Origin of the sequence: Klebsiella sp. RCJ4 (genome assembly GCF_009025755.1) — a bacterium.
Taxonomy (GTDB): Bacteria; Pseudomonadota; Gammaproteobacteria; order Enterobacterales; family Enterobacteriaceae; genus Klebsiella; species Klebsiella michiganensis.
Genome location: NZ_WCIN01000004.1, coordinates 147,792 through 173,975, shown reverse-complemented (window position 1 = coordinate 173,975; position 26,184 = coordinate 147,792). Strand labels below are relative to the sequence as shown.

The window sequence follows — 26,184 nt, the reverse complement described above, 5'->3', positions numbered from 1 at the left end:
CGCCCCCCTTTTTCACCATGCCGATCCGCCTCACATTTCGCTTATCTTTTGTGAAAACAGTCACGCCTTGTTGTGCCAATGCCCAAATTTATTGCCTTGCTTAGCGGTGTTTGTCCGAGGCACTGCTGCGTAATTGTGCTTAGATTAGATATTGAAACGTATTTTCAATAATGTGAAACCACTTTACCGATTTGCTTCTATCGATCGGATTTGGCCGTGATAAGGACCGAGCATGAAAATTGAATCTGTAAATGTCACCGTTTTCCAGTATCCCACGCGTCGGGTTTCCGACAGCGCCGGGCACTCCCATCCGGGGGAGGAAAGCATGGCGAAAATGGCGATGCTGACCATCACCGCCGATGATGGCGCGCAGGGCTTTTCGTTTGCGCCTCCGGAAGTGGTGCGCCCGTTCGTGGTGAATACCTTTTTCCGCAAGGTGCTGGTGGGGCAGGACCCGTTTAACCGCGAGCGTATCTGGCAGGATCTTAACCACTGGCAGCGCGGCAGCGCTCACCAGCTGACCGAGCGCGCGCTGTCGTTTATTGAACAGGCGCTGTGGGACCTGATAGGCCGCAGCCTTAAGATGCCGGTTTACAAGCTGCTCGGCGGCTATCGCGACATCGTCCCGGCCTACGGCAGCACGATGTGCGGCGACGATCTGCCGGGCGGTCTGTCGACCCCGGAGGAGTATGCCGCCTTTGCCGAAAAGCTGGTCGCCCGCGGCTACAAGGCCATCAAGCTGCACACCTGGATGCCGCCAATCTCTTTTGCGCCCAATCCCAAAATGGACATTAAAGCCTGCGCGGCGGTGCGCGAAGCGGTGGGGCCGGATATTGACCTGATGATTGACGGCTATCACTGGTACAGCCGCGCCGAGGCGCTGTGGATCGGCAAAGAGCTGGAAAAACTCAACTTCGCCTGGTTTGAGGAGCCGATGGAGGAGGATTCGATGTCCTCCTACGCGTGGCTGGCGGAAAACCTGTCGATCCCCATCGTCGGGCCGGAGAGCTTCGGCGGCAAGCACCGCATGCGCGCCGAATGGGTGAAAGCCGGAGCCTGCGACATTCTGCGCGCCGGCGCTAACGGCGTGGGCGGTATTACCCCGACCATGAAGGTCGCGGCGCTGGCGGAATCTTTCGGCATGGATTGCGAAGTCCACGGCAACGGCGCGGCAAGCCTGGCGGTGGTCGGGGCGATCCGCAACTGCCGCTGGTACGAGCGCGGCCTGCTGCATCCGTTCCTCGACTACGATGAACCGGCGGCTTATCTCAACAGCCTTGTCGACCCCATGGATGACCAGGGCTTTGTGCATCTGTCACAACGTCCGGGCCTCGGCGAAGACATTAATTTTGCGTATATCGAAGCCAATACCGTTAGCCACGACTGATTCAAAAAAATAAATGCCCGATGGCGCTGCGCTTATCGGGTCTGCGGCCCGGTAGACCGGATAAGGCGAAAATGCCGTCATCCGGCAACATGTACCCTACAGTACAGGCAAACAGAGATATGAAAAAAACCTCCCGACTGGCAGCGTGCTTGCTCGCGCTCGCCGTGTCGATGGGGAGCGGGGCGGCGATGGCGAAAACGCCGCCCGACCAGCTCATCATCGGTATGAATATGAATAACCTGCTCACCCTGGACCCGGCGGCGATGACCGGTAATGAAGTGGTGGGGATCGTGGTCAACCTCTACGACTCGCTGGTGGAGCTTGACCCTGAGCAGCTCACCAACGTTAAGCCCGCGCTGGCGAAATCCTGGGATATCAGCCCCGACGGCAAAACCCTGACCTTTCATCTGCGCGACGACGTGAAATTTCACTCCGGCAATCCGCTGACCGCCGCCGACGTGGTGTGGTCGATGCGGCGCATCCTGCACCTCAACCTGGCGCAGGCCTCGGTATGGAAATCCTACGGCTTCAGTCAGAAAAACATCGACGGCCAGGTCAGCGCGCCGGACAGCTTCACGGTGCAGATCGTGTTGCCCAAAGATAACGACCCGCAGCTGGTGATCTACTCGCTGGCGGCGCTGGGCAACCTCGGAGTGCTCGACAGCAAAACGGTGCAAAGCCACCAGCAGGATAACGACTGGGGTAACCGCTGGCTGACCACCCATGAAGCCGGTTCCGGGCCGTTCACGCTGGAAACCTGGCAGGCGAAAGATGTGCTGCGCATGAAGCGCAATCCTGACTACTGGCGCGGCGAGGCGAAAATGAGCCGCGTGGTGCTGCGCCATTTCCAGGAGTCGCAAACCCTGCGCCTGATGATCGAAAAAGGCGACCTCGATATTGCCAACAATATGGCGGTTTCCGACATCAACGCCCTGCGCAGCGACCCCCAGCTGACCGTCGACGCGGTGCAGCGCGGCACCATGTACTACGTGGCGATGAGCATGAAAGAGGCGCACTTCGCCCATCCGAAAGTGCGTGAAGCGGTGCGCTATCTGATTGACTACCAGGGCATCAATAAAGCGCTGATGCCGGGCTACGGGGTGCTGCACCAGCGGCCGATTAAGGCGGGCATGCCGTCAACGCTGCCCGACCCGGGCTATAAGCTGGACGTGGCGCGGGCGAAAAAGCTGCTGGCGGAAGCAGGCTATCCCAACGGCTTTGATACCACGCTGCGGGTCCTCTCGGATCAGCCGTTCCTGAACATTGCAATCGCCGTGCAGTCGACGCTGATGCAGGCGGGGATTAACGCCAAAATTATCACCGGCACCGGTAACCAGATCTACGGCGCGATGCGCGAGCGTAAATTTGACCTGCTGGTAGGACGCGGCGGCAGCGGAATGGAGCCGCACCCGCACTCCAGCCTGCGCGCGCTGGTCTATAACCCGGATAACAGCGATGAGGCGCGCCTGACCAACTTCCAGGGCTGGCGCACCGGCTTTTACGACCCGCAGCTCAACGCGATGATTGACCGCACCCTGCTGGAACGCGATCCGCAAAAACAGGTGGCCGACTACCAGGCCATCCAGACGCGCTACGACCAGCTGGTCCCGGCCCTTATTCCGCTTTCGCAGATGGTCGATTCCGTGGTGGTGCGTAACGAGGTGCGGCAGTATCAGCCGCACCCCTCTGCCACCACTTTTCTGCGTGACGTCGATAAAGTCCGCGAAGGAGAAAAAGGATGAGTATCGCAATCCTTGCGCCCGGCTCACGCGGCCGGCGCTTATCAAAACGGCTGCTGCAGGTGGTGATTACGCTGTTCGGCCTGCTGCTGTTGACCTTCACTATTGGCCGCGTCATGCCCATCGACCCGGTGCTGGCGATTGTTGGTCCGGACGCTGACCAGAGTACCTACCAGCAGGTTTACCATCAGCTGGGGTTTGATAAATCGCTGACCACCCAGTTTGGCATCTATTTCGTCAACCTGCTGCACGGCGATCTGGGCAACGCGCTGCTGACCGGGAAACCGGTGGTGGACGACATTATCCGCGTCTTCCCGGCCACCATGGAGCTGGCGACGATGGCGATTCTCGTCGGCGCGGGCCTCGGTATTCCGCTGGGCGTGCTGGCGGCGGCGCGGCGCAATAGCGTCGCCGATTATGTCGTGCGCATTATCAGCCTGGCGGGCTACTCGACGCCGATTTTCTGGGTCGGGATGATGGGGCTTTTAGTCTTCTACGCCTGGCTCGGCTGGGTGGGCGGCGCCGGGAGGGTAGACCTCGGTCTGGACGGTATGGTGCCGCGCCGCACGGGGCTGATGACCGTTGATGCGCTGCTGGCGGGCAACGGTCAGGTCTTCTGGAACGCAATTAATCACCTGATTCTGCCCGCCTCGCTGCTCGGCTTTCACTCGCTGGCCTACATCAGCCGCATGACCCGCAGCTTTATGCTGGCCCAGCTGTCGCAGGAGTTCATTATTACCGCGCGGGTGAAGGGGCTGACCGAGCGTCAGGTCATCTGGAACCACGCGTTTCGCAATATCCTCGTACAGCTGCTGACGGTGGTGGCGCTGGCCTACGGCGCGCTGCTGGAAGGCGCGGTGCTGATTGAAACCGTCTTCTCGTGGCCGGGTTTCGGCTCCTACCTCACCGGTAGCCTGCTGCTGGGCGATATGAATGCGGTAATGGGCTGCGTGCTGCTGGTGGGGGCGATCTTCGTGATGCTCAACCTGCTCTCCGACATGCTGTATCAATTCTTTGACCCGAGGACAAAATCATGACCGTTTCTCTGGATTCGCCGCTTTCGGGCGGCACGGGCGAAGGCCGTCAGCGGCTGCAACGCGCGGCGGCGCGGGCCGTCGGGTTTATCGGCAAAATGGCGCGCAACCCGCTAACGGCCATCGGCGGCGGAATTATCTTTCTGCTGCTGGTGGTGGCGATTTTCGCGCCGCTGATTGCGCCGTATAACCCGCTGGTGCAGGACCTGAACAGCGCGCTGGTCGCGCCGAACGCGCAGCACTGGTTCGGCACCGATGAGTTTGGCCGGGATATATTTAGCCGCCTGGTGTACGGCTCGCGCATCACGCTCTATATCGTGCTGCTGGTCTCGGTGACCGTCGGTCCGCTCGGGCTGCTGCTCGGCGTTTGCGCCGGCTATTTTGGCGGTAAGGTCGATATGGTGCTGATGCGCGTCACCGATATTTTCATCTCCTTCCCGAGTCTGGTCCTGGCGCTGGCGTTTGTCGCCGCCTTAGGTCCGGGGCTGGAGCACGTGGTTATCGCCATCACGCTCACCGCCTGGCCGCCGATAGCCCGCCTGGCGCGCGCCGAAACGCTCTCTCTGCGCCAGGCCGATTTTATCTCCGCCGTACGTCTGCAGGGCGCATCATCGGCCCGCGTCCTCTGGCGCCATATCGTGCCGCTGTGTCTGCCCTCGGTCATTATCCGTATCACCATGAATATGGCCGGGATCATTCTGACCGCGGCCGGTCTGGGCTTTCTCGGGCTCGGCGCGCAGCCGCCGGAGCCGGAGTGGGGGGCGATGATCTCCAGCGGGCGCACTTACATGATGGAGTGCTGGTGGGTGGTTACGATTCCGGGGCTGGCGATTCTGATCAACAGCTTAGCGTTTAACTTCTTAGGAGATGGCCTACGTGACATCCTCGATCCCCGCAGCGAATAATGCTCCGCTGCTCGACGTGCGCGATCTGTGCGTCGACTTTGTTAACGGCAGCGCGGTGACCCATGCCGTGCGCGGCGTCTCCTTCCAGCTGGGGCGCGAAAAGCTGGCCATTGTCGGCGAGTCCGGTTCAGGTAAATCCACCGTTGGGCGCGCCCTGCTGCAGCTGCATCCGAAAAAGGCCCGCGTCAGCGCCAGCCGGATGCAGTTTGCCAACCTCGATCTGCTGCATCTTACTGAAGCGCAGATGCGTGGCGTGCGCGGCAAACGTATCTCCATGATTATGCAGGACCCGAAATATTCGCTTAATCCGGTGGTCTGCGTCGGTAAGCAAATCGCCGAGGCCTGGCTGACCCATCATCCGGGACGCAAAGATGAGGCGAAGGCAAAGGCGCTGGAGATGCTGGAGGTGGTGCGTATTCGCCAGCCGGAGCGCGTTTATCAGCTTTATCCACATGAAATATCCGGCGGACAGGGGCAGCGCATCATGATCGCCATGATGCTGATTACCGACCCGGAATTGATCATTGCCGATGAGCCGACCTCCGCGCTGGACGTGTCGGTGCGCCTGCAGGTGCTGGGCCTGCTGGATGATCTGGTTCAGTCGCGCGGGCTGGGGCTGATTTTTATTAGCCACGACATCAACCTGGTGCGCAGCTTTTGCGACCGCGTGCTGGTGATGTACGCCGGACGGGTGGTGGAGTCTATTGCCGCCTGCGACCTCGATAACGCCCGTCATCCCTATACTCAGGGGCTGATTAACTCGCTGCCGGATATGCAGCATCGTCGCCCGATACTGCCGGTGCTGCAGCGCCAGGCCAGCTGGTTAACGGAATAAGGAGTGGATGATGATTGAAGTTCAACGTCTCAACCTCGCGTTTGGCGAAGGGGAGAAGCGTAACCAGGTGCTGTACGACGTTAATTTCCACGTTAAGCCCGGCGAGATCTACGGTCTGGTGGGGGAGTCCGGCTCCGGCAAAACCACGGTGCTGAAGTGCCTGGCGGGGCTGTTTACCCACTGGCAGGGGGAGTTAACCATTGACGGGCAGCGCTTAGGGCATGAGATTAGCCGCGAGCGCTGCCGTCAGGTGCAGATGGTATTTCAGGACCCGTACGGATCGCTGCATCCCCGTCACACCATTGGCGATATCCTTGAAGAGCCGCTGCAGATTCATCGCATTCACGATCGCGACCGGCGGATTCATGCGCTGCTGGACAAAGTGGGCCTCAATCGTGCGTTTCGCGAACGCTATCCGCATCAGCTTTCCGGTGGCCAGCGGCAGCGCGTGGCGATTGCCAGAGCGCTGATCCTTGAGCCGCAGGTGCTGCTGCTGGATGAGCCGACGTCGGCGCTGGATGTGTCGGTGCAGGCCGAGATCCTCAACCTGCTGGCAGAATTGCAGCAGGAGGCTAAACTCACTTACCTGATGGTGACCCACGATTTGGGCGTCATTGCCCATTTATGCCAGAAGGTGGCGGTAATGCAGTACGGGAAAATCCTTGAAACCCTGACGGTCGATGCGCTGGTCAACGGCGAGGCGCAAACGGCCTATACGCAGATGCTGGTTAACGCCAGCCGGCAATATACGCGCGAAATGGCGCGCGAGGTGGCGGCATACTAAGCGATATGGCGCATTGTCTCGCGGATAATGCGCCCTGTTTTTGGATAAAACTTTGAAATGATATGTATTAATAGTTATAAATATCGTCTATTAATGTAAAAGTGGTGTTTAGATCTAAAATGAAAGTATCTGTTGTATGAATGAAAATATATGGAATCATAACTTGTGTTTATTATTCATTTTGAAATAAATAACCAGATTTTCTTCAAATCTCAAAATATTCCATGCTGTAAATTCATTTAAACCTTGTTAATTGCAAGGAAAAACTGCGTATTACGCCTCCAGATCCGCTGAGTAATAGAGTAAACTCGCCTGCGAATAATCTTAAGTTATCAGCTGCGTCATAAAGGATTACCGTATTTAGAGTAGGGTACCCATGCCGCTTATCCACTTGATTACTATTCTCAGGGAACAGGATGGAAAAAACATATACGATTAATGGAATAATTACATTTATTCCTCAACGTGGTGCTCTAATACTCATTGCTGACGAGACGAAAACGGTTTCATTAAATATGCCGGCCAGCCGTTGTTTATTGCTGCTTATTCAGCAGGATGGCAAAACCGTTGCCCGCGAAACCTTTTTCGAGGAAGTGTGGATAAAGCATGGCTCCCAGGTAACCAGCAACGGTTTCTACCAGAATATTTCTCTGCTGCGCCGGGCATTTAAAGAGCTGGGCATGGAGGGCGATATTATTATTACGCTGCCGAGGGTTGGCGTCAGGCTGGATGCGACAATATCGGTGACGGAGTCCCAGCCGTGCGAGATGGAGAAGGCGCCGGAGCCACAGGTGCCCCTGGATGGGCCCGTGCACGAGGAGGTCGCGGCTGCGAGTGTGCCTGAAAAAAAGCGGTTAAGGCCGCGATGCTCTCTGTTATGGGGGCTTGCGGCGCTGCTGAGCTGTCTGGTCGGCGGTTTTGTTGCGTGGCAAACAGAATTCGACTCTTATTTGCAAACTTATTCGCCCATAATTGCTAAATTTTCGCAACAATGTCATTTTTTTGCCAATAATGATGTGGTTGATCACGTTCGTCATGTCAATTTTATCAAGCGCAGCAAATTTGAATGTGAAGAATACTCGTGGATTTATTTGACGCTTTATCCCGGGCAAGCGCGGGTGTCGGTGATTCGCTGCCGTCAGCCATTTAGTCAATGGCGTGATAATCAATGCCTCACCAAATATTACATTAAGGAGGTAGCCAATGCGCCCGCGTGAAATTAAATGGTTAATCGCTATCGTATTTATCGGGGTGCTTAGCGGAATAATGATCAAATCCTGGCAATACTGGCAGCGCAATCATTTCCAGTGCAGCGGCGAGATGCGGCTAATTAACGCAGGCTACCAGGGCGATATTTCCTTACGCTACGTATTTGATAGCAGCCGCGGGCTGGCGATGGTCCGGGGGGAAATTACGCCGCCGCAGGGCGCTGCGTTTACCATTAATCAGAACATCTGGTTTAGCTTTACCCGCGACGGCCAGCACTACTTCCTGCGTTCGGAAACCGTCTCAGCCAGCATCGGCGAGACCGAGCAGGAGGAGCATGTAAAGCGTATCCTGCCAGCGTTTTTCCTCCAGCCGCAGGTACCGTTTTACCTTAACATCCAGCGGCTCAACGAACGTACCCGGCTGCTGTATACCAGCCGGGCGCCGTCTTTGCTTTGCGAAACCTGATTAACGTAGCAGCGGGCAGTCCGGCGGCAGTCGGCAGCGAAGCGCGGCCGGTAACAGCTCCATACGGAAGGTTTTGCCGGTTAGCGGTTCACCATCGAGATTAAACGTCATCTCGTGGGGTGCGGTGATCTCGAACCACGATGAGACGCCGTCGATAATATTCGGCGAGGTTTCCGGATTGGCCAGGGTGCTGAACAGCGCGGGGATTAGCTCTTCGCCGGTGAAAATGCGCAGATGCAGCAGGCCGTCGTTGATTAACGCTTCCGGGCACAGCTGCTGGCCGCCGCCGGCCTGGCGCCCGTTGCCGATGCCGATGACCAGCGCGTCGCCATGCCAGTGAAAGTTCTCGCCGCGGATTTCGCAGCGGTCCGGCTTAAGCGTATCCATGCGCATCAGACCGTGGATTAAATAAGAGACGCCGCCCAGCGCGGCCTTGAGCTTCTCCGGGGTTTCGGTCGTGATTCGGGTGCCGAAACCGCCGGTGGCCATATTAATAAAACCGGTCTTATCGTTAACCCGTGCAACATCTATCGCCACATCGCGGCCAACGATGGCCAGCTTCAGGGCGCTGGCCAGATCCTGGGGGATGCCGACGCTGGTGGCGAAGTCGTTCGCCGTGCCCAGCGGTAAAATCCCCAGCGCCAGATTGCCGTCGCGCTCCACCAGCGCCGTCGCCACCTCATTGATGGTGCCATCGCCGCCGCCGGCAATCACCGTTTCGACATTCAGCGTCAGGGCTTCATCGATAAACCGAACGGCATCGCCCTTTTCCCAGGTGACGCGGACGTGAATATCGATACCTTCGTCGCGTAACAGTTTAACCGCCTCTCGCAGGGACGGTTCATTGGCGCCTTTACCATTCAGAATCAGTAAGCTGGCTGGAAACGTGGACATTATCAGGGGACCTTTGTTGCTCAATGATGCATAAAGTGTACCGCATGCGGAAAGGGAAGGCCGGGAGAGAGATAAAAAAATAAGCCCGCGTAAGGGAGATTACGCAGGCTAAGGAGGTGGTTCCTGGTACAGCTAGCATTTATGGGTTATGTTTTTCAGCGAAATGGATGATATCTGCTTTGAACGAACCGGTATGTGATCCGTTTCTAATATCTTTACATCGTGAAAAAATAACCCAAATTAACTAGTTACTGTGCGGATTTCTGGTCGTCTGACCAGTAAAATTACGCATCAGCAGCGCATACTGCAGCGCCATATCTTCCGGAACAGGCAACCATACTGTGTGGCCATCGCCCGGCGCGACCGGCATGCGTTCACCTTTGCCATTTTCCATATGCTCGAGGGTAAAGTTAACGTTGCCCTGCGGGGTCATCAGCTCAAGGCTGTCGCCGACGGAAAATTTGTTTTTCACCGCCACCGCTGCCAGCTGGCCGTTGCGCTCGCCGGTAAATTCGCCGACAAACTGCTGGCGTTCGGAAACGGAGTAGCCGTGCTCGTAGTTCTGGTAGTCATCGTGCGTATGGCGACGCAGGAAGCCTTCGGTATAGCCACGGTGCGCGAGGTTTTCCAGGGTATCCAGCAGGGAGGTATCGAACGGTTTGCCAGCGGCAGCATCGTCAATGGCCTTGCGGTAGACCTGAGCGGTACGGGCGCAATAGTAATGTGATTTGGTGCGGCCTTCGATTTTCAGCGAGTGGACGCCCATCTGGGTCAGGCGCTCAACGTGGGCAATCGCGCGCAGATCCTTCGAGTTCATGATGTAGGTGCCGTGTTCGTCTTCGAAAGCGGTCATGTATTCGCCCGGACGTTTGGCCTCTTCAATCATAAACACCTGGTCAGTCGGCGCGCCGATGCCCAGCGTCGGCTCGACGTTCTGCACCGGGATCGGTTCGTGCTTATGCACGATATTACCGACGTCGTCTTCTTTACCTTCCTGCACGTTATACTCCCAGCGGCAGGCGTTGGTGCAGGTCCCCTGGTTTGGGTCGCGTTTGTTGATATAGCCAGAGAGCAGGCAGCGGCCGGAGTAGGCCATGCACAGCGCGCCGTGAACGAAAATTTCGATCTCCATTTCCGGCACCTGGCTGCGAATTTCGGCGATTTCATCCAGCGACAGCTCGCGGGAGAGAATAGCGCGGGTGAGCCCCATTTGCTGCCAGAACTTGACCGTCGCCCAGTTGACGGCGTTGGCCTGTACCGACAGGTGAATATCCATATGCGGGAAATTTTCGCGCACCAGCATGATCAACCCCGGGTCGGACATGATCAGCGCGTCCGGTCCCATTTCCACCACCGGCTTCAGATCGCGAATAAACGTTTTCAGCTTGGCGTTATGCGGGGCAATGTTGACCACCACATAGAATTTTTTACCCAGCGCGTGGGCTTCGTTGATGCCGAGCTGCAGATTTTCGTGATTGAATTCGTTATTACGCACGCGCAGGGAGTAGCGCGGTTGGCCCGCGTAAACGGCATCTGCGCCATAAGCGAAAGCGTAACGCATATTTTTCAGCGTTCCCGCCGGGGAAAGGAGTTCCGGTTTAAACATGATTTTCTCGTTCTGATGACAGGTCAGATTCGCCGCACCCGGTACGGCGAGTTGGGGAGTGCCCCCACATTAAGGGCGGGCATTGTAGCGCCCTGGGGGAGGGGAGTAAATATCAGTCGGGTATCTTTGGCGATAAGCGGACGGCAAATCAGTTCCGGGTAGGCATCAAGCGGCCGCTATCTGCCGGTTTCAGCCGCTGCTTTTTCCCCGGAGGCGGCGCTTGACGCGCCTGTCCGGGCTACCCCGCCCGCAGACGGCGGTGAGCCAGTAGCCCGGCTAAGCGCAGCGCGAGCCGGGGAAAAGTCGGGCAGGGGCTAATTATGCCAGCCGGCAGGCGTCGGCTTCCCAGCGGTACCCTACGCCGTAAACGGCGCGGATAAACGACTGCTCGGCGTCCAGCGACTCCAGCTTACGCCGCAGGTTTTTGATATGGCTATCGATCGTTCGGTCGGTCACCACGCGGTAATCATCGTACAGGTGATTCAGCAGTTGTTCGCGCGAGAAGACTTTACCCGGTTCCTGGGAGAGGGTTTTCAGCAGGCGGAACTCGGCGGGCGTGAGGTCCAGCAGCTTGTCGCGCCAGGAAGCCTGAAAACGACCTTCGTCGACAATCAGCGGGCTTTCCGCATCCAGCGCCTGCAGATCGCGCTGCGGTTTGCAGCGGCGAAGAATGGTCTTCACGCGGGCCACCACCTCACGCGGGCTGTAGGGCTTACAGATATAGTCATCGGCGCCGATTTCTAACCCCAGCAGGCGGTCGATCTCCTCGATTTTGGCGGTGACCATAACCACCGGTACCTCAGAGAAACGGCGGATTTCCCGACACAGGGTCAGACCGTCGGTGCCGGGCAGCATCAGATCCAGCAGGATCAGATGCGGCGGCGTCTGGCGAACGTACGGGAGAACCCGATCGCCGTGATTAATCAGCGTCGGCGCATAGCCCGCCGCCTGAAGATAATCGATCAGCAGCTGACCCAGCTTGGGCTCATCTTCCACGATAAGAATGCGTGGCGTGTTTTCATCAACAGGTAATTCAGTCATACGTCTCTCGATAAATTACGTTCCAGAGGTAGTTCTACTTTAATGCTAACCCCGCCCAAAGGCGAATGGCCGGCACGCAAAGTACCGCCGTGGGCCGCGACAATGTTAAGGCAAATCGCCAGCCCTAAACCAGAGCCGCCGCTGGCACGATTGCGCGACCCCTCAGTACGATAAAAACGCTCAACCAACCGCTCCAGCTGTTCATCGGTGACGCCGGGGGCGCTATCGGCAAACTCGAGAACCAGCCCATCGCCGCTCTGGCTGGCGCTAATCTGCAGGCCGCCGCCGCTATCGGTATAGCGCAGGCTGTTTTCCAGCAGGTTATTAAACAGCTGCATCAGGCGATCCCGGTCGCCGAAAATCGTCGCGCTTTCCGGCAGCGAAACGCCGATCGACAGCCCGCGGCTGGCGAAGCGCTCGCGAAACGCGCCGGCGGCGACCTCCAGCAGATTGATGATATCCACCGAGGTTTTCTGGTAGGAGAGGGCGCCTTCATCGGACATCGACAGCTGGTGTAAGTCATCGACCAGTTTGGTGAGGGTGGCGACTTCCGCCTGCAGGGAGGCGATGGAGTCCGGGGTAAATTTGCGGATCCCATCCTGAATCGCCTCCAGCTCGCCGCGCAGCACCGCCAGCGGCGTGCGCAGCTCGTGGGAAATATCGGCCATCAGGTCCCGGCGCATCTGCTGGTTGCGTTCCAGAGTGCTGGCCAGCTGGTTAAAATCTTTGGCCAGACGCCCCAGCTCATCGCTGCTGGTGGCGGCGACGCGGGTGGAGAAATCGCCGGCCGCCAGACGGTGCGTCCCCTCAACCAGGCGTTTAACCGGCGCGAGCAGGCCGCGCGCCAGCGGGAAGGTGGCCAGCGCCGCCAGCAGCGTGGCGAGGGCGACAATCAGCCAGCTGGTACGTTTCTGCTGGCGGTCAAAGTTGATATCGGTGTTGCGCGTCAGGCGTTCAACTGGCGAGGCGATGACCGCGCCAACCTCAACGCCGTCGACCATAATACTGCGCCGGGTACCGTCCTTCGGCACGCGTTCGCGCGGGCCCACCAGTACGCGTCCTTTTTGATCGACCACCCAGAACATCGTGCGCCAGCCGTGCGGAGGCATATCGGGGCCGGGACCGCGGTCGCCACGATCGCCGCGTGGACCGTCGAGCGGCCGGTCCGGCGCGGCGTCCGGCGGCATCTCTTCCGGGCCGGGGCCATCGTGCGGCTCATCCATCGGACCGTGGCCCATACCGCGGCCCGGCGGCGAGCGGTCATCGTTGTCGCGTTCAAAGGTTTTCAGCAGCTGGAAAATAAAGCGGTCGTTGTTGCGCAGGAACGTCCAGCTGCCGTGCTGGGCATACTGCTCGCTCAGGGCATCGCCGAGCATGGTCAGGCGCTGTTCGTTGCCGCGCTTGATATAGTCAATAAAGCCGCGTTCAAAGCTGATACGCACCGCCCAGTGCATACTGATCAGCAGCACGATGCAGGTGGCGAGGATCGCGATAAACAGCTTGCCGGTAATGCCGGGACGCCAGAACTTCAAGACTCACTCCTTTTACGGCGACGAATCACGGTATTGGTCGTGGTGTCATCCGGTACGCGGGAAAAAAGCAGCGCCGGCAGCGCGATAATCACCGCCATGCTTAAGTAGGTATAGAGAAAGACCTGATGAGCGATCGCCGCATCGGCGCTGATATGCTGCTGGCCGTAGAGACCGAGCAGCATTCCGGCGATAGTGACGCCGATACTCATCGACAGCTGCATGACCATCGACAGCAAGCTGTTGCCGCTGCTGGCCAGATCGTCGGGCAGATCTTTCAGGGTCAGCGTATTCATTGAAGAAAAGCGGCTGGAGTTAATCATCCCCTGCAGGAACAGCACCACCGGCAGCAGCCAGTACCAGCCGGCGAGCGCAACGGCCATAAACAACAGGCTGACCAGCGCGAGGCCAATCGTCGAGGTCACCAGTACCCGGCGATAGCCGAAGCGGTTGACCACCTGGACCACAATGCGCTTCATCCCCATGCTGCCGAGCACCATCGGGATCATCATCAGCCCGGCGTGGAACGGCGTAAAGCCGAGGCCGATCTGTAAAAACACCGGCGTCATAAACGGCAGCATGCCGCTGCCGATACGCCCGGCGAAGCTGCCGCCAAGGCCGAGAGAAAAGGTGCGGTTGGTAAACAGCTTCAGGCTAAACAGCGCGTTGCGGTTGCCGCGCGCGTGCCACAGATAGCACAGCATTGACGCCGCGCCGATGGCCACCAGCGCCGTCAGCCACAGGGGGGAGAGCCCGAGCCCTTTTTTACCGTCGAGCGCCAGGGTCAGCGTCGCCATGCCGGCGGCCAGCAGAATAAAGCCGAAGATATCAAAGCGCCGGGTTTGCAGGGTGTAGTTGGGCATCAGGCACAGCGTGGCGATGGCGCCGACGATGCCGACCGGAATGTTGATCAGGAAGATCCAGTGCCAGGAGGCGTACTCCACCAGCATCCCGCCGAGCGCCGGGCCGAGCAGCGGACCCACCTGGCCGGGCAGGGTGACGAAGGTCATCGCCGCCATATATTGACTGCGCGGGACGATTTTCATCACCGTCAGGCGGCCAACCGGCACCATCATCGCGCCGCCGACGCCCTGCAGCACGCGGGCGAGTATCAGCTGATCGAGCGTGGCGGCCTGCGCGCAGAACAGGGAGCCGGCGGTAAATAGCACGATGGCGCTAAAAAAGATATTCCGCACCCCGACCCGGTCCGCCAGCCAGCCGCTGGCGGGCAGCATCACCGCCACCGTTAGCACATAGGAGACAATAACCATATGCATATGCAGCGGGCTCTCCCCGAGGCTCTGCGCCATGGAGGGGAGGGCGGTGTTAACGATAGTGGTATCCAGCGCCTGCATAAAAAAGCCGAAGGCCACTATCCACAGCTGCCAGCGCACGCTGGAGGGAAGATCTGTCATGTTATTCGCTTACCGGTTGAGGGACTTTTCGCGAAAAACGCAGCCGCAGACGGTCGAAGAACAGATAGACCACCGGCGTGGTGTACAGGGTCAACAGCTGACTCATCACCAGGCCGCCGACAATGGTAATCCCCAGCGGCTGGCGCAGCTCGGAGCCGTCGCCGCCGGAGATAACCAGCGGCAGCGCGCCGAACAGCGCCGCCAGGGTGGTCATCATTATCGGCCGGAAGCGCAGCAGACAGGCCTGGAAGATCGCCTCTTCCGGCGGCAGGTTGCCGTTGCGCTGCGCCTCAAGGGCGAAATCGACCATCATGATGGCGTTTTTCTTCACGATGCCAATTAATAGCATAATCCCGATAAGCGCGATTAGGCTGAACGGGGCATCGAAAAGCTCCAGCGCCAGCAGCGCGCCGACGCCGGCGGACGGAATGGTCGACAGAATGGTCAGCGGATGAACGTAGCTCTCATAGAGGATCCCCAGCACGATATAGACCGTGGCGATGGCCGCCAGAATCAGGATCACCTGCGAGTTCATGGTCTCCTGGAACACCTGCGCGGTCCCGGCGAAGGACCCGCGGACGCTGGACGGCACGCCAATCTGGGTCATCGCCCGGTTGATGGCGTCGCTGGCTTCCGACAGCGACTTGCCGGTAGGCAGGTTAAAGGAGATGGTCGACGCCGCCGACAGCCCCTGGTGGTTCACCGACAGCGGCGCGTTGGCCGGCTGCCATTTGGCGAAATAGGAGAGCGGAATCGGCTTGTCTTCGCTGTTGATCACAAACATCTTATCGAGGGCGCTGACGTCCTGGGTGTAGACCGGGTCGACCTGCATCACCACTTTATACTGGTTCAGCGGCTGGTAGATGGTTGAGATCTGCCGCTGACCGAAGGCGTTGTTCAGCAGATTGTTGGCGTCCTGCACGCTGATGCCGAGCCGCGACATGGTATCGCGATCGTAGATCAGATCCATCTCCGCGCCGTTATTCTGGCTGTCGGAGTTGACGTCCGCCAGCTCCGGCAGCGCCGCCAGCGTTTTGCGGATTTTCGGCTCCCATTCCCGCAGCGCCGCAAGGTCGTCCGACAGCAGCGTGTACTGGTAGCTGGCGTTGGCCTGACGGCCGCCGACGCGGATATCCTGTACCGCCATCAGGAACAGGTTGGCCCCCGGCTCTTTGGCCAGCTTCTTCCGCAGCCGATCGATAATCTGCTGCGCCGTTTCATGGCGCTCATCGCGCGACTTGAGGGTGATAAACATCATTCCGCTGTTGACCCGCGAGCCGCCGGTAAAACCGGTGACGTTGTCCACCGCCGGATCTTCACGAATGATCTTCATAAAGTCCTCCAGCTTGCCGCGCATCGCCTGGAACGAGATGCTCTGGTCTGCCTGGATACCGCCCATCAGCACCCCGGTGTCCTGCTCCGGAAAGAAGGTTTTGGGAATTGAGATATAGAGCCAGACGCTCAGCGCGATGGTGCCAAGCAGCACCAGTCCGGTTAAGCGGCTGTGCTTCAGCACCCACTTCAGCGATTTGCCGTATCCGCCCTGAATCGCCACCAGCAGGCGGCCAACCCCGCGCTTGCGCGTCGGCTCGTGGGGCTTGCCGCTTTTCAGCAGCCAGCCGCACATCATCGGCGTCAGGGTCAGAGAGACCGCCAGCGAAATGCCAATCGCCACCGACAGGGTAACGGCGAATTCGCGCAGCAGCCTTCCCGGCAGGCCGCCCATCAGCAGCAGCGGCAGGAACACCGCCACCAGCGAGAGGCTCATCGACAGCACGGTAAAACCGACTTCCCGGCTCCCCTGCAGCGCCGCCTGCAGCGGCTTCATGCCGGCTTCCAGATGGCGGGAAATATTTTCCAGCACCACGATGGCGTCATCGACCACGAAGCCGGTAGCGATGGTCAGCGCCATCAGCGACAGGTTGTTAAGGCTGAAGCCGCACAGGTACATGGCGGCAAAGGTGCCGATCAGCGAAACCGGAACCGCCACCGCCGGGATCAGCGTCGCTCGCCCCGAGCGGAGGAAGAGGAAGACCACGAGGATCACCAGCGCCACCGAGATGACCAGCGTTTGCTCCACTTCCTCCAGCGAGGCGCGGATGGTCGGCGAGCGGTCCTGGGCGATTTGCAGATCGACAGAGGCCGGGATGGTGCGCTGCAGCTCCGGCAGGCGGGCGCGAATGCTGTCCACCGTCTCGATGATATTGGCTTCCGGCAGCTTGCGGATCATCAGCAAAATCGCCGGTTTGGCGTTAGTCATCCCGGCGTTGCGCACGTCCTGCACCGAATCGGTGACGTTGGCGACGTCGCCGAGGCGCACCGCCGCGCCGTTGTTATAGTGCACGATCAGCGGCTGGTATTCGGCGGCGGTCTTCAGCTCGTCGTTGGTCGCCACCTGCCAGCGGTGGGTGGCATCTTCCAGCGCCCCCTGCGGTTTACGTACGTTGGCGTTGCTGATGGCGGTGCGCACCGCGTCCAGCGATACGCCCTGGTTAAACAGCGCCTGCGGGTTGAGGTCGACGCGCACCGCGGGCAGCGAACTGCCGCCGACGTCCACGTCGCCGACGCCGTCAATCTGGGCAATGGTCTGCGCCAGCTGGGTAGAGGCGAAGTCGTACAGTTCACCCTGGGACCAGGTATCCGAGGTGAGGGTGAGGATCATGATCGGCGCGTCTGACGGGTTGGCTTTGCGGTAGGTCGGACGGCTCGGCATGCCGCTCGGCAGCAGGCTTTGCGCGGCGTTAATCGCCGCCTGCACGTCGCGGGCCGCGCCGTTGATATCGCGGTCAAAGTTGAACTCAAGAATGATTCGCGTACTGCCGAGCGAGCTGGAGGAGGTCATCTCATTGACCCCGGCAATCCGCCCCAAAGAGCGCTCCAGCGGCGTCGCCACCGAAGAGGCCATGGTCTCCGGCGACGCGCCGGGCAGCGAGGCGCTGACCATGATGACCGGGAAATCCACCTGCGGCAGCGGCGCCACCGGCAGCAGGCGGAAACCGAGGATACCGCACAGGGTAATGGCGAGCGAAATCAGAATCGTCGCCACCGGACGGTAAATGAAGAGGGCGAAAAACTTCACCTACGCCTCCTCCTCACGCCGCGGGAACCGGCTCTTCATATACAGCGACAGCCGGTCGAATAGCAGATAGATAACCGGAGTCGTGAACAGCGTCAGCACCTGGCTGAGCATCAGACCGCCGACCATGCCAATCCCCAGCGGACGCCGCAGCTCCGCGCCGACGCCGGTACTGAGCATCAGCGGCAGCGCGCCCAGCAGGGCGGCGAGGGTGGTCATCAGGATCGGGCGGAAGCGCAGCAGGCAGGCCTGGTAGATCGCCTCGCGCGGCGGCATGCCCTGCTCGCGTTCGGCGGCCAGCGCGAAGTCGATCATCATGATGGCGTTTTTCTTGACGATGCCGATCAGCAGAATGATGCCGATAATCGCGATAACGTCCAGTTCGCTCCCCGCCAGCCATAGCGCCAGCAGCGCGCCGACGCCCGCCGTCGGCAGGGTGGAGAGAATCGTTATCGGATGAATAAAGCTTTCATACAGTACCCCGAGGACGATATACATCGCCACCACCGCGGCAACCACCAGCCAGACGGTGCTGCCGAGCGCCGACTGGAAGGCCAGAGAGCTGCCCTGGAACTGGGTACGGATATCGCTCGGGAACGCCAGCGCCTGTTCGGCGCCAAGAATCGCTTCGACCGCATCGCCCAGCGAATAGTTGTCCGGCACGTTAAACGAGATGGTGGTAACCGGGAACTGATCGAGATGGTTTATGGATAGCGGGGCAAAGCGCTCCTCGACGCTGGCGATGGATTTCAGCGGCACAATCCCGCCGTCGCTGCTGGTCAGGCGAATATTATCCAGCGCCGCCAGCCCCGGCGTGGCCTGGGTATCATGCTCCAGCACCACGCGGTACTGATTCGCCTGGGTATAAATGGTGGAGATTAAGCGCTGACCGAAGGCGTTATACAGCGCGTTATCGACGTCCGCCATGCTGATGCCGAGACGGCTGGCGCTATCGCGGTCAACGTTGATATACGCCGCCAGGCCCTTATCCTGCCAGTCGCTGCTGACGTCGGAGAGCTGCGGCAGCGCCTGCAGCCGGGCCAGCAGCTGCGGGACCCAGTTGCTGAGCGCGTCCAGCGAGTTCGCCTGCAGGGTGAACTGATACTGGGTGCGGCTGACGGTGGTGTCAATGGTCAGATCCTGCGTCGGCTGGAGGTAAAGCTCAATGCCGGGGATGCCGCTCACCGCGTTCTGCAGGCGGCCGATCACCGTCTGCACGCGATCGTCGCGCTCGTCCAGCGGCTTAAGGTTGATTTGCAGGCGGGCGCTGTTGAGCGCCGGGTTGGTACCGTCGACGCCGACGTAGGAGGTCAGGCTTTCCACCGCCGGATCGTTGAGTATCGCTGCCGACACCTGCTGCTGGCGCTCGGCCATGTTGGCGAACGACGCCGACTGCGGCGCCTGCAGCGTCCCCTGGATAATGCCGTTGTCCTGAATCGGGAAGAAGCCCTTCGGAATAAACACCCACAGCATAATCGACAGCACCAGCGTACCGAGGGCCACGCTCAGGGTCAGCCACGGATGATTCAGCACCCGGCTCAGCCAGCGGCCATAGACGGCAATCACCCGCTCAAAGAAACGCTCGCTGGCGCGCGAGAAGCGGTTCTGCTTGCGCAGAGACTCGTGGCTCAGCATGCGGGCGCACATCATCGGCGTCAGGGTCAGCGACACCACTGCGGAAATCAGGATCGCCACCGCCAGGGTAATGGCGAACTCGCGGAACAGACGGCCCACGATATCGCCCATAAACAGCAGCGGGATCAGCACCGCAATCAGCGAGAAGGTCAGCGAGATAATGGTAAAGCCAATCTCTCCGGCCCCTTTCAGGGCGGCGGCCAGCGGCTTTTCGCCTTTCTCGATATAGCGCGAGATGTTTTCAATCACCACGATGGCGTCATCGACCACAAAGCCGGTGGCGATGGTCAGGGCCATCAGCGTCAGGTTGTTAATTGAAAAATCGAGAAATACCATCACCGCAAAGGTGCCGACCAGCGATAGCGGTACGGCGATGCCGGGAATAATCGTCGCCGGGACGTTGCGCAGAAAGACGTAGATAATCATCACCACCAGGGCGATGGCCAGCATCAGCTCGAACTGGGTGTCGCTGACCGAGGCGCGGATATTGGTGGTGCGGTCGGAAAGTACCTGCACTTTAACCGATTTCGGCAGGCTTTCGGTGAGCTGCGGCAGCATCTGGCGGATGCTGTCGGCGGTCGAGATAATGTTAGCCCCCGGCTGGCGCTGGACGTTCATGACGATCGCCCGCTGATTGTTCGCCCATGCCCCAAGCCAGCTGTTTTCCGCGCCCTGTTCCACGGTGGCGACGTCGCCGAGGCGAATCGGCGCGCCGTTCTGATAAGCGATAATCAGCCGGCGGTAATCTTCCGCCGACTGCATCTGATCGTTGGCGGAGAGGGTCACCGCCCGCGACGGGCCGTCGAGGCTCCCCTTCGCCGAGTTGACGTTGGCGCTGGTTATCGCGGTGCGCACCGTTTCGCTGGTCAGCCCGAGGGCGGCGATGGCCTGGGCGTTGAGCTTGACGCGTACCGCCGGGCGCTGGCCGCCCGCGAGGGTGACCAGCCCGACGCCGGAAACCTGGGAGATTTTCTGCGCCACGCGGGTCTCCACCATATCCTCGACCTGGGTCATCGGCACGGCGGAAGAGGTGACCGCGAGGGTCATAATCGGCGGATCGGCGGGGTTAACTTTGCTGTAGACCGGCGGGTTAGGCAGGTCCGAAGGCAGCAGGTTGGTGGCGGCGTTGATGGCCGCCTGCACTTCCTGCTCCGCGACGTCCAGCGGCAGCGTGAGCTGGAACTGGAGCGTCACCACCGACGCGCCGCCGGAGCTCTGGGAGGACATCTGCTTGAGGCCGGACATCTGGCCAAACTGGCGCTCCAGCGGGGCGGTCACCGACGAGGTCATCACGTCCGGGCTGGCGCCGGGATAGAGGGTTACCACCTGAATCGTCGGGTAGTCCACTTCCGGCAGCGCCGAAACCGGCAGGAAACGATAGCCGATAATCCCGGCCAGCATAATGGCCACCATTAACAGCGTCGTGGCGACCGGGCGCATGATAAACAGACGGGAAGGGCCACCCGTGCTGCTCGGCGGTAACACTTGCATCAGGAGCGCGCTCCTTTTTTACCGTACTCGCGGCTGGTGGCTTTTTCCGGCTCGGCGGCGGTAGCCGCATTGTGGGCTTCCACCACCTCAACCTTCGCGCCTTCGGTCAGACGGTCGATACCGTCGGTTACGACGCGATCGCCGGCGGAAAGCCCGGCGTTGATCACCACTTTCAGGCTGTCCTGAATACCCGGCGTGACGGTGTGCTTGCTGACCTTGTTCTCATCGTTCAGTACCCAGACGAAATGGCCTTCGTTACCCATTTGCAGCGCGGCGGTTGGGATCACCACCGCGTTCTGCTCGGTATCGACCAGCATACGGGCGTTGACGAACTGATTCGGGAACAGGGCATCGTCCAGGTTAGTAAAGCGCGCTTTCAGCTTGATGGTGCCGGTGGTGGCGTCAATCTGGTTATCGAGGCTCAGCAGTGAGCCTTCGCTGATTTTCTGTTTATTGGTGCGGTCCCAGGCTTCGACAGCCAGCTTTTTCCCCGCCTTCTGCGCCTGTACCACCGTGGCGATTTGGTTTTCCGGCAGCGTAAAGACCACGTCGATCGGGTGGGTTTGCGTCAGCACCACAATCCCGGTGGTGTCGCCGCTGGCGATCTGGTTGCCGATATCCACCTGTTTTAAGCCGACCCGGCCGTCGATTGGCGCGGTGATGCGGCTCCAGTCCAGCTGCAGCTGGGCGCTGGCGACGGCGGCTTCGTCCGCTTTGATCGTACCCTGGGTTTCGCTGACCAGCGACTGCTGGGTGTCCAGCTCCTGCCGGGAAACCAGATTGGTTTTGACCAGCTGCTGGTAGCGCGCCAGATCGCGACGGGCGTTGGCCAGGGTGGCCCGATCTTTCGCCAGCTGGCCTTCGGCCTGGGCGAGGGCGACTTTAAACTGGCTGGGGTCGATTTCCGCGAGCAGATCGCCCGCTTTGACCTGCTGGCCTTCGGTAAAGTGGATGGCCAGCAGCTGGCCGTCGACGCGGCTGCGGACGGTGACGGTATTCGCCGCCGTCACGGTGCCGAGGCCGGAAAGGTAGCGCGGTACCGCTTCGCTGGTGGCGGTGGCCGCCTGTACCGGCGCGAGGGCGGCGCCAAAACGACCGGGGCGTCCGCCTCCGGGCCCCTGCTGACGCGCGCCTGATGCCGTCGGCGCGCCGCTGTTTGCCGCTTCGCGACCCTGCCAGAACCAGTACGCGGCGCCCGCGACGATCGCGACCACCAGCACCGCAGCCCAACGGCTTTTATTGCTACCTTTCATTAATTTGCTATCTCATCCTGAAACGTTTCACGGAATGATACTAGTTTAGCCAGCGAACGCTGCTTAAAAATGGAGGAATTATGAAAAGACTGTCCAGATATGTCTGTAAAAAACGCTTTTCGCAGAGCCGGTTACGGTGAATAGTTAGGCGTAAAATTCGCTTAATGATTTTGCTTAGCCGGGCGATGAATCCGGTTAGTTATTGCCCGTCATCCGCTGTTTCTTAAGGGTCACAGCGGAATACGTCGAATCTGAACTGATATACAGCGTGAATAAGCGGCCCCGGAAAGTGATTCAGCCTGATTGGCGGCGGCATCTGTTTGATAATCAAATTCACTCACGATTTTGCCTTAAGCAATGCGACCACTACCAGAGGGTTCTTTATGCATTTTACCCAAGCTATCGCCCGTCTCCCGGCCGCCACCTGCGGAGCAGGACAAACTACCGCCCGGCTGGGCGCGCCGGATATCGCCGCCACCACCCGCCAGTTTCTCGCCTATGTGGAAACCCTGCTGCAGCTTGGCCTGAAGGTCACCGTACTGCCCGCGGCTGCGGATTATCCTGATGCGCACTTTGTTGAAGATACCGCGGTGGTGATGCCGGAACTGGCGGTGATTACCCATCCAGGCGCGCCGAGCCGTCAGGGCGAGGTCGATACCATTGCGCCGGTGCTGGCGGGGTTCCGTCCGCTGGCGCGGATGAGCGAGCGCGGGCATATGGACGGCGGCGACGTGCTGTTAGTGGATAAGCAGTTTTTTATCGGCCTGACGGCGCGCACCGATGAGCAGGGGATCCGCGAGTTTGCCGCCGCCGTTGAGCCGCACGGCTATCAGGTCGCGGCGATTGAAGTGAGCGCCGGTCTGCATCTGAAATCGATCGTCAACTATGTGGGCCGCAATACGCTGCTGCTGACGGAAGGCTACGTTAACCATCCGGCGTTTAGCGGCTTCAACAGCATCGTGATCCCGGAAGAGGAGGCCTACGCCGGAAATACGCTGTGGATCAACGATACCTTAATTACGCCGCAGGGCTACCCCTATACCCTGGGCGAAATCAGCAAGCTGGGAATGCCTATCGTGCAGCTCGACACCAGCGAATTTAAGAAAATGGATGGCGGCCTGACCTGCCTCTCACTGCGTTTTTAATCACCGCGCCAACACCGGGGAGATCGAAATGAAAATACGCCTTGCCGCACTACTGGCCTGCATGGCGCTCAGCGCGCCGCTGGCCGCCCAGCAGTTTGACACCATCAGCTTTGGCGTCGATGGCGGCTATCCGCCGTTTGACGTGCTGGCGCCCAGCGGTGAAATTACCGGCTTTGATATTGATATCGCCAATGCGCTGTGCACCCAGCTAAAAGCCAAATGCGTTTTCGTGAAGCAGCCGTTCGAAAGCATGATTGCCGCCCTCAACGCGCATAAGTTCGATGCCATTATCGCTTCGCTCAATATTACCGATGAGCGTAAAAAGGAAGTGGATTTCACCGACCGCTACTACCGCAGCGCGGCGCAGCTGGTGGCGCGCAAAGGCAGCCCGCTGCTGCCTGACGTCGCCAGCCTGAAAGGCAAAACAGTCGGCGTCCAGACCGGCTCCACCCATGAAGCGTTTGCGAAGGCCAACTGGGCCAATCATGGCGTGAAAATTGTCGGTTACGCTAACCAGGATAACGTCTACCTCGACCTGCTCTCCGGGCGAATCGACGCCGCGTTGCAGGATAATATCCAGGCGGCGACCGGTTTTATTGATACCCCGCGCGGGCAGAAATTCGCCTTTGCCGGTCCGGTTATCCAGGACGGCGGCATCTCCTCCGACGTGGGGATTGCGGTGAATAAAGACAACCCGGCGCTGCGCGATGCGCTGAACGGCGCCATTAAGGCAATCCGCGCCGACGGCACCTACGACGCGATCCAGAAAAAATACTTTAGCTTTGATATTTATGGCAAATAAGTCGTGAAGATGCGGGCGCGGGCGATGGCCTGCGCCCCTTTACGACCTCCGCGGAAGGCTGAATATGGTCGCAGACTATTTACCCCTGTTGTTACGCGGCGCGGCGCTTTCGCTGTGCGTGATGCTCTCTTCATTACTGGTCGCTCTGCTGCTGGGGCTGATTAACTCGCTGGTTAAGCTCTTTGGCCCGCCGTGGCTGCGCCTGTTTTCCACCGCCTACACCACGCTGGTACGCGGTATCCCGGAGCTGGTGATTATGCTGCTGCTGTTTTTCGGCGGCGAGATGCTGGCGAACCTGCTGCTGGGTCTGGTGGGGCTCGGGCCGGTGCGCTTCAATACCTTTATCTCCGGCGTGCTGGCGATCGGCTTTGTTTTCGGCGCCTATTACACCGAGACCTTTCGCGGCGCCTTTCTGACCGTGGATCGCGGGCAAACCGAAGCCGCGCAGGCCTACGGGATGCGGCCGTGGACGGTGTTCCGCCGGGTGATGCTGCCGCAGATGCTGAGCTTCGCTATCCCGGGCATCAACAACAACTGGCTGGGGCTGATGAAAGCATCGGCGCTGGTGTCGATCCTGGGCCTTGAGGATATGGTATGGCTGGCCGAACAGGCCGGGCGCGCCACGCAAAAGCCGTTCCTCTTCTATTTTCTGGTCTCGCTGATTTACATGGTGATTACCGCGCTCTCCAGCTGGCTGTTCAGCCGCCTGGCGAAGCGTTACGCGCTGCGCTCTTCCACGGCGGGGACGGCCTTATGAATCTGCAAACCTTTCTCGATGCGATCCCGAGCTTTTTGTGGAGCGACGGTAACGGCGCCGCCAGCGGGCTGGCGGTCACGGCGGAGCTGTTTTTGCTCTCTATCGTTCCCGGGATGGCGCTGGCGATAGCGATGGCGGTGGGGCAGGTGTACGGCCCGCGTGCGCTGGCGCTGCCCATCCGTGGTTTTACGTATTTTTTCCGCAGCACGCCGCTCTATCTCCAGCTGATGCTGATTTACTACGGCCTGTCGCAGTTCGATATCGTGCAGACGGGCTGGATGAACGACCAGCCGTTCTGGCTGCTGTTCCGCGATGCGACCTTCTGCGCCACGCTGGCGCTGGTCCTCAACACTGCCGCGTACGTCGCGGAGCTGCTGGCGGGGATGATGGTGACCTTTCCGCGCCAGGAGTGGGTCGCCGGGGAGGCCTACGGGATGGGGAAATGGCAGATTATTCGTCGTCTGGTGCTGCCTGCGACGCTCAGACGCGGGATCCCGGCGCTGAATAATGAAATGGTCTTTTTACTGCACGCCACGTCGCTGGCCAGCACCGTCACCCTGCTGGATATTACCGGCGTGGCCCGCGCGTTCTACGCCATGACCTATTCGCCGTTTATTCCGTTTCTGATGGCCGCGGCGCTGTATCTGCTCTGCACCTTTATGCTGATTTTCGCCTTTTCCCGCGCCGAGCGGCGCTGGCTGGCGTTTATCCGGCGCGGCTAGTCAGGAGCGCTTAATGGCCTGCAGTTCGGTCAGGGTGACGATTTTATCGACGTGAAACTTTTTACTGGTCAGCCAGCTATCCGCCAGCTGGCAGTAGTGCGCCATGCTGCGGCAGCCGATGCGTACCAGAAAGTCGAAGCTGCCGCTGACCAGCCAGCAGTCCAGCACTTCGGGCGTCTGGCGCATCTCCTGTTCAAACACCGGCTGCGAGCGCCCGTGGTCGGCCAGCGCGATTTGCGCCTGTACCACAAACGCGTGCTCCGGCTCGGGCAGTTCTACAATGGCGCTGTAGCCGCGAATAATGCCGTCGCGCTCGAGGCCGCGCACCCGCTCCAGGCACGGACGGGCGGTGAGGTTTACCTGCTCCGAGAGCTTCTGATAAGAAATGCGGCCATCCCGGCGCAGAATTTCAAGGATCTTATGATCGATACGGTCAAGCCGGGCTTTCTTTTCCACAACC

The 26,184-nt window shown here is 59.8% G+C and carries 21 protein-coding genes; 12 read left to right on the top strand and 9 right to left on the bottom strand.

What is annotated here, in order from left to right; genetic code table 11:
- The first annotated feature begins 232 nt into the window (after positions 1-232).
- The 8 genes from F8562_RS01820 (at position 233) to F8562_RS01785 (ending at position 8,358) form a co-directional block, all read left to right on the top strand.
- Positions 233-1,387, top strand: coding sequence for a mandelate racemase family protein (locus F8562_RS01820; RefSeq protein ID WP_042934136.1), 1,155 nt, complete (start codon positions 233-235; stop codon positions 1,385-1,387).
- 119 nt (positions 1,388-1,506) lie between these two features.
- Positions 1,507-3,129, top strand: a complete 1,623-nt coding sequence (locus F8562_RS01815; protein WP_014839014.1) for an ABC transporter substrate-binding protein — start codon at positions 1,507-1,509, stop codon at positions 3,127-3,129.
- The gene (locus F8562_RS01810) at positions 3,126-4,163 is read left to right on the top strand and encodes an ABC transporter permease (protein WP_014839013.1); all 1,038 of its coding nucleotides are present in this window, start codon (positions 3,126-3,128) and stop codon (positions 4,161-4,163) included. Before F8562_RS01815 ends, F8562_RS01810 begins: the two co-directional genes overlap by 4 nt.
- Positions 4,160-5,065: an ABC transporter permease gene (locus F8562_RS01805; RefSeq protein WP_014230107.1), complete on the top strand. Its 906-nt coding sequence runs from the start codon at positions 4,160-4,162 to the stop codon at positions 5,063-5,065. Before F8562_RS01810 ends, F8562_RS01805 begins: the two co-directional genes overlap by 4 nt.
- Positions 5,037-5,900 carry an ABC transporter ATP-binding protein gene (locus F8562_RS01800; protein ID WP_014230106.1) on the top strand — a complete coding sequence of 288 codons (864 nt, stop codon included), beginning with the start codon at positions 5,037-5,039 and terminating at the stop codon, positions 5,898-5,900. Before F8562_RS01805 ends, F8562_RS01800 begins: the two co-directional genes overlap by 29 nt.
- A gap of 10 nt (positions 5,901-5,910) precedes the next feature.
- Positions 5,911-6,684 (top strand): ABC transporter ATP-binding protein, encoded by a 774-nt coding sequence (locus F8562_RS01795; protein ID WP_014230105.1) that lies wholly within the window; start codon positions 5,911-5,913, stop codon positions 6,682-6,684.
- 416 nt (positions 6,685-7,100) lie between these two features.
- Positions 7,101-7,901, top strand: a complete 801-nt coding sequence (locus tag F8562_RS01790; RefSeq protein ID WP_038423091.1) for a winged helix-turn-helix domain-containing protein — start codon at positions 7,101-7,103, stop codon at positions 7,899-7,901.
- The gene (locus tag F8562_RS01785; RefSeq protein WP_014230103.1) at positions 7,888-8,358 is read left to right on the top strand and encodes a hypothetical protein; all 471 of its coding nucleotides are present in this window, start codon (positions 7,888-7,890) and stop codon (positions 8,356-8,358) included. Before F8562_RS01790 ends, F8562_RS01785 begins: the two co-directional genes overlap by 14 nt.
- On the opposite strand, the gene yegS is transcribed toward F8562_RS01785, so the two are convergent.
- The 8 genes from yegS to F8562_RS01745 all read right to left on the bottom strand — a co-directional run bounded on the left by yegS (position 8,359) and on the right by F8562_RS01745 (position 22,298).
- Positions 8,359-9,252, bottom strand: coding sequence for a lipid kinase YegS (yegS, locus tag F8562_RS01780; protein WP_009654032.1), 894 nt, complete (start codon positions 9,250-9,252; stop codon positions 8,359-8,361). It abuts the gene before it with no gap.
- Positions 9,253-9,496: 244 nt separating this feature from the next.
- Positions 9,497-10,858 carry a tRNA 5-hydroxyuridine modification protein YegQ gene (gene yegQ / locus F8562_RS01775; protein ID WP_014230102.1) on the bottom strand — a complete coding sequence of 454 codons (1,362 nt, stop codon included), beginning with the start codon at positions 10,856-10,858 and terminating at the stop codon, positions 9,497-9,499.
- A 318-nt stretch (positions 10,859-11,176) separates the two neighbouring features.
- Positions 11,177-11,899: a two-component system response regulator BaeR gene (gene baeR, locus F8562_RS01770; RefSeq protein ID WP_014230101.1), complete on the bottom strand. Its 723-nt coding sequence runs from the start codon at positions 11,897-11,899 to the stop codon at positions 11,177-11,179.
- Complete coding sequence (gene baeS, locus F8562_RS01765) at positions 11,896-13,431, bottom strand: two-component system sensor histidine kinase BaeS (RefSeq protein ID WP_014838977.1); 1,536 nt, start codon at positions 13,429-13,431, stop codon at positions 11,896-11,898. Before baeS ends, baeR begins: the two co-directional genes overlap by 4 nt.
- Entirely contained in the window at positions 13,428-14,843 is a 1,416-nt protein-coding gene (locus tag F8562_RS01760; RefSeq protein WP_014230099.1) for an MFS transporter, read from the bottom strand. The genes baeS and F8562_RS01760 overlap by 4 nt, the downstream gene beginning before the upstream one ends.
- 1 nt (position 14,844) lies before the next feature.
- Positions 14,845-17,922: a multidrug efflux RND transporter permease subunit MdtC gene (gene mdtC / locus F8562_RS01755; RefSeq protein WP_014230098.1), complete on the bottom strand. Its 3,078-nt coding sequence runs from the start codon at positions 17,920-17,922 to the stop codon at positions 14,845-14,847.
- Positions 17,923-21,045: an MdtB/MuxB family multidrug efflux RND transporter permease subunit gene (locus tag F8562_RS01750; RefSeq protein ID WP_014838976.1), complete on the bottom strand. Its 3,123-nt coding sequence runs from the start codon at positions 21,043-21,045 to the stop codon at positions 17,923-17,925.
- Positions 21,045-22,298: an MdtA/MuxA family multidrug efflux RND transporter periplasmic adaptor subunit gene (locus F8562_RS01745; protein ID WP_014838975.1), complete on the bottom strand. Its 1,254-nt coding sequence runs from the start codon at positions 22,296-22,298 to the stop codon at positions 21,045-21,047. Before F8562_RS01745 ends, F8562_RS01750 begins: the two co-directional genes overlap by 1 nt.
- A 383-nt stretch (positions 22,299-22,681) precedes the next feature.
- Here F8562_RS01745 and F8562_RS01740 point away from each other — a divergent pair, with 383 nt between their 5' ends.
- The 4 genes from F8562_RS01740 (at position 22,682) to F8562_RS01725 (ending at position 25,724) form a co-directional block, all read left to right on the top strand.
- Positions 22,682-23,443: a dimethylarginine dimethylaminohydrolase family protein gene (locus F8562_RS01740; RefSeq protein WP_014838974.1), complete on the top strand. Its 762-nt coding sequence runs from the start codon at positions 22,682-22,684 to the stop codon at positions 23,441-23,443.
- A 28-nt stretch (positions 23,444-23,471) separates the two neighbouring features.
- Positions 23,472-24,245, top strand: coding sequence for an ABC transporter substrate-binding protein (locus tag F8562_RS01735; RefSeq protein ID WP_014838973.1), 774 nt, complete (start codon positions 23,472-23,474; stop codon positions 24,243-24,245).
- Between the two features lie 64 nt (positions 24,246-24,309).
- Complete coding sequence (locus F8562_RS01730) at positions 24,310-25,002, top strand: ABC transporter permease (RefSeq protein ID WP_014838972.1); 693 nt, start codon at positions 24,310-24,312, stop codon at positions 25,000-25,002.
- Positions 24,999-25,724: an ABC transporter permease gene (locus tag F8562_RS01725; protein ID WP_014230092.1), complete on the top strand. Its 726-nt coding sequence runs from the start codon at positions 24,999-25,001 to the stop codon at positions 25,722-25,724. The genes F8562_RS01730 and F8562_RS01725 overlap by 4 nt, the downstream gene beginning before the upstream one ends.
- On the opposite strand, the gene F8562_RS01720 is transcribed toward F8562_RS01725, so the two are convergent.
- Positions 25,725-26,180 carry an Lrp/AsnC family transcriptional regulator gene (locus F8562_RS01720; protein ID WP_025107779.1) on the bottom strand — a complete coding sequence of 152 codons (456 nt, stop codon included), beginning with the start codon at positions 26,178-26,180 and terminating at the stop codon, positions 25,725-25,727.
- Between the last annotated feature and the right edge of the window lie 4 nt (positions 26,181-26,184).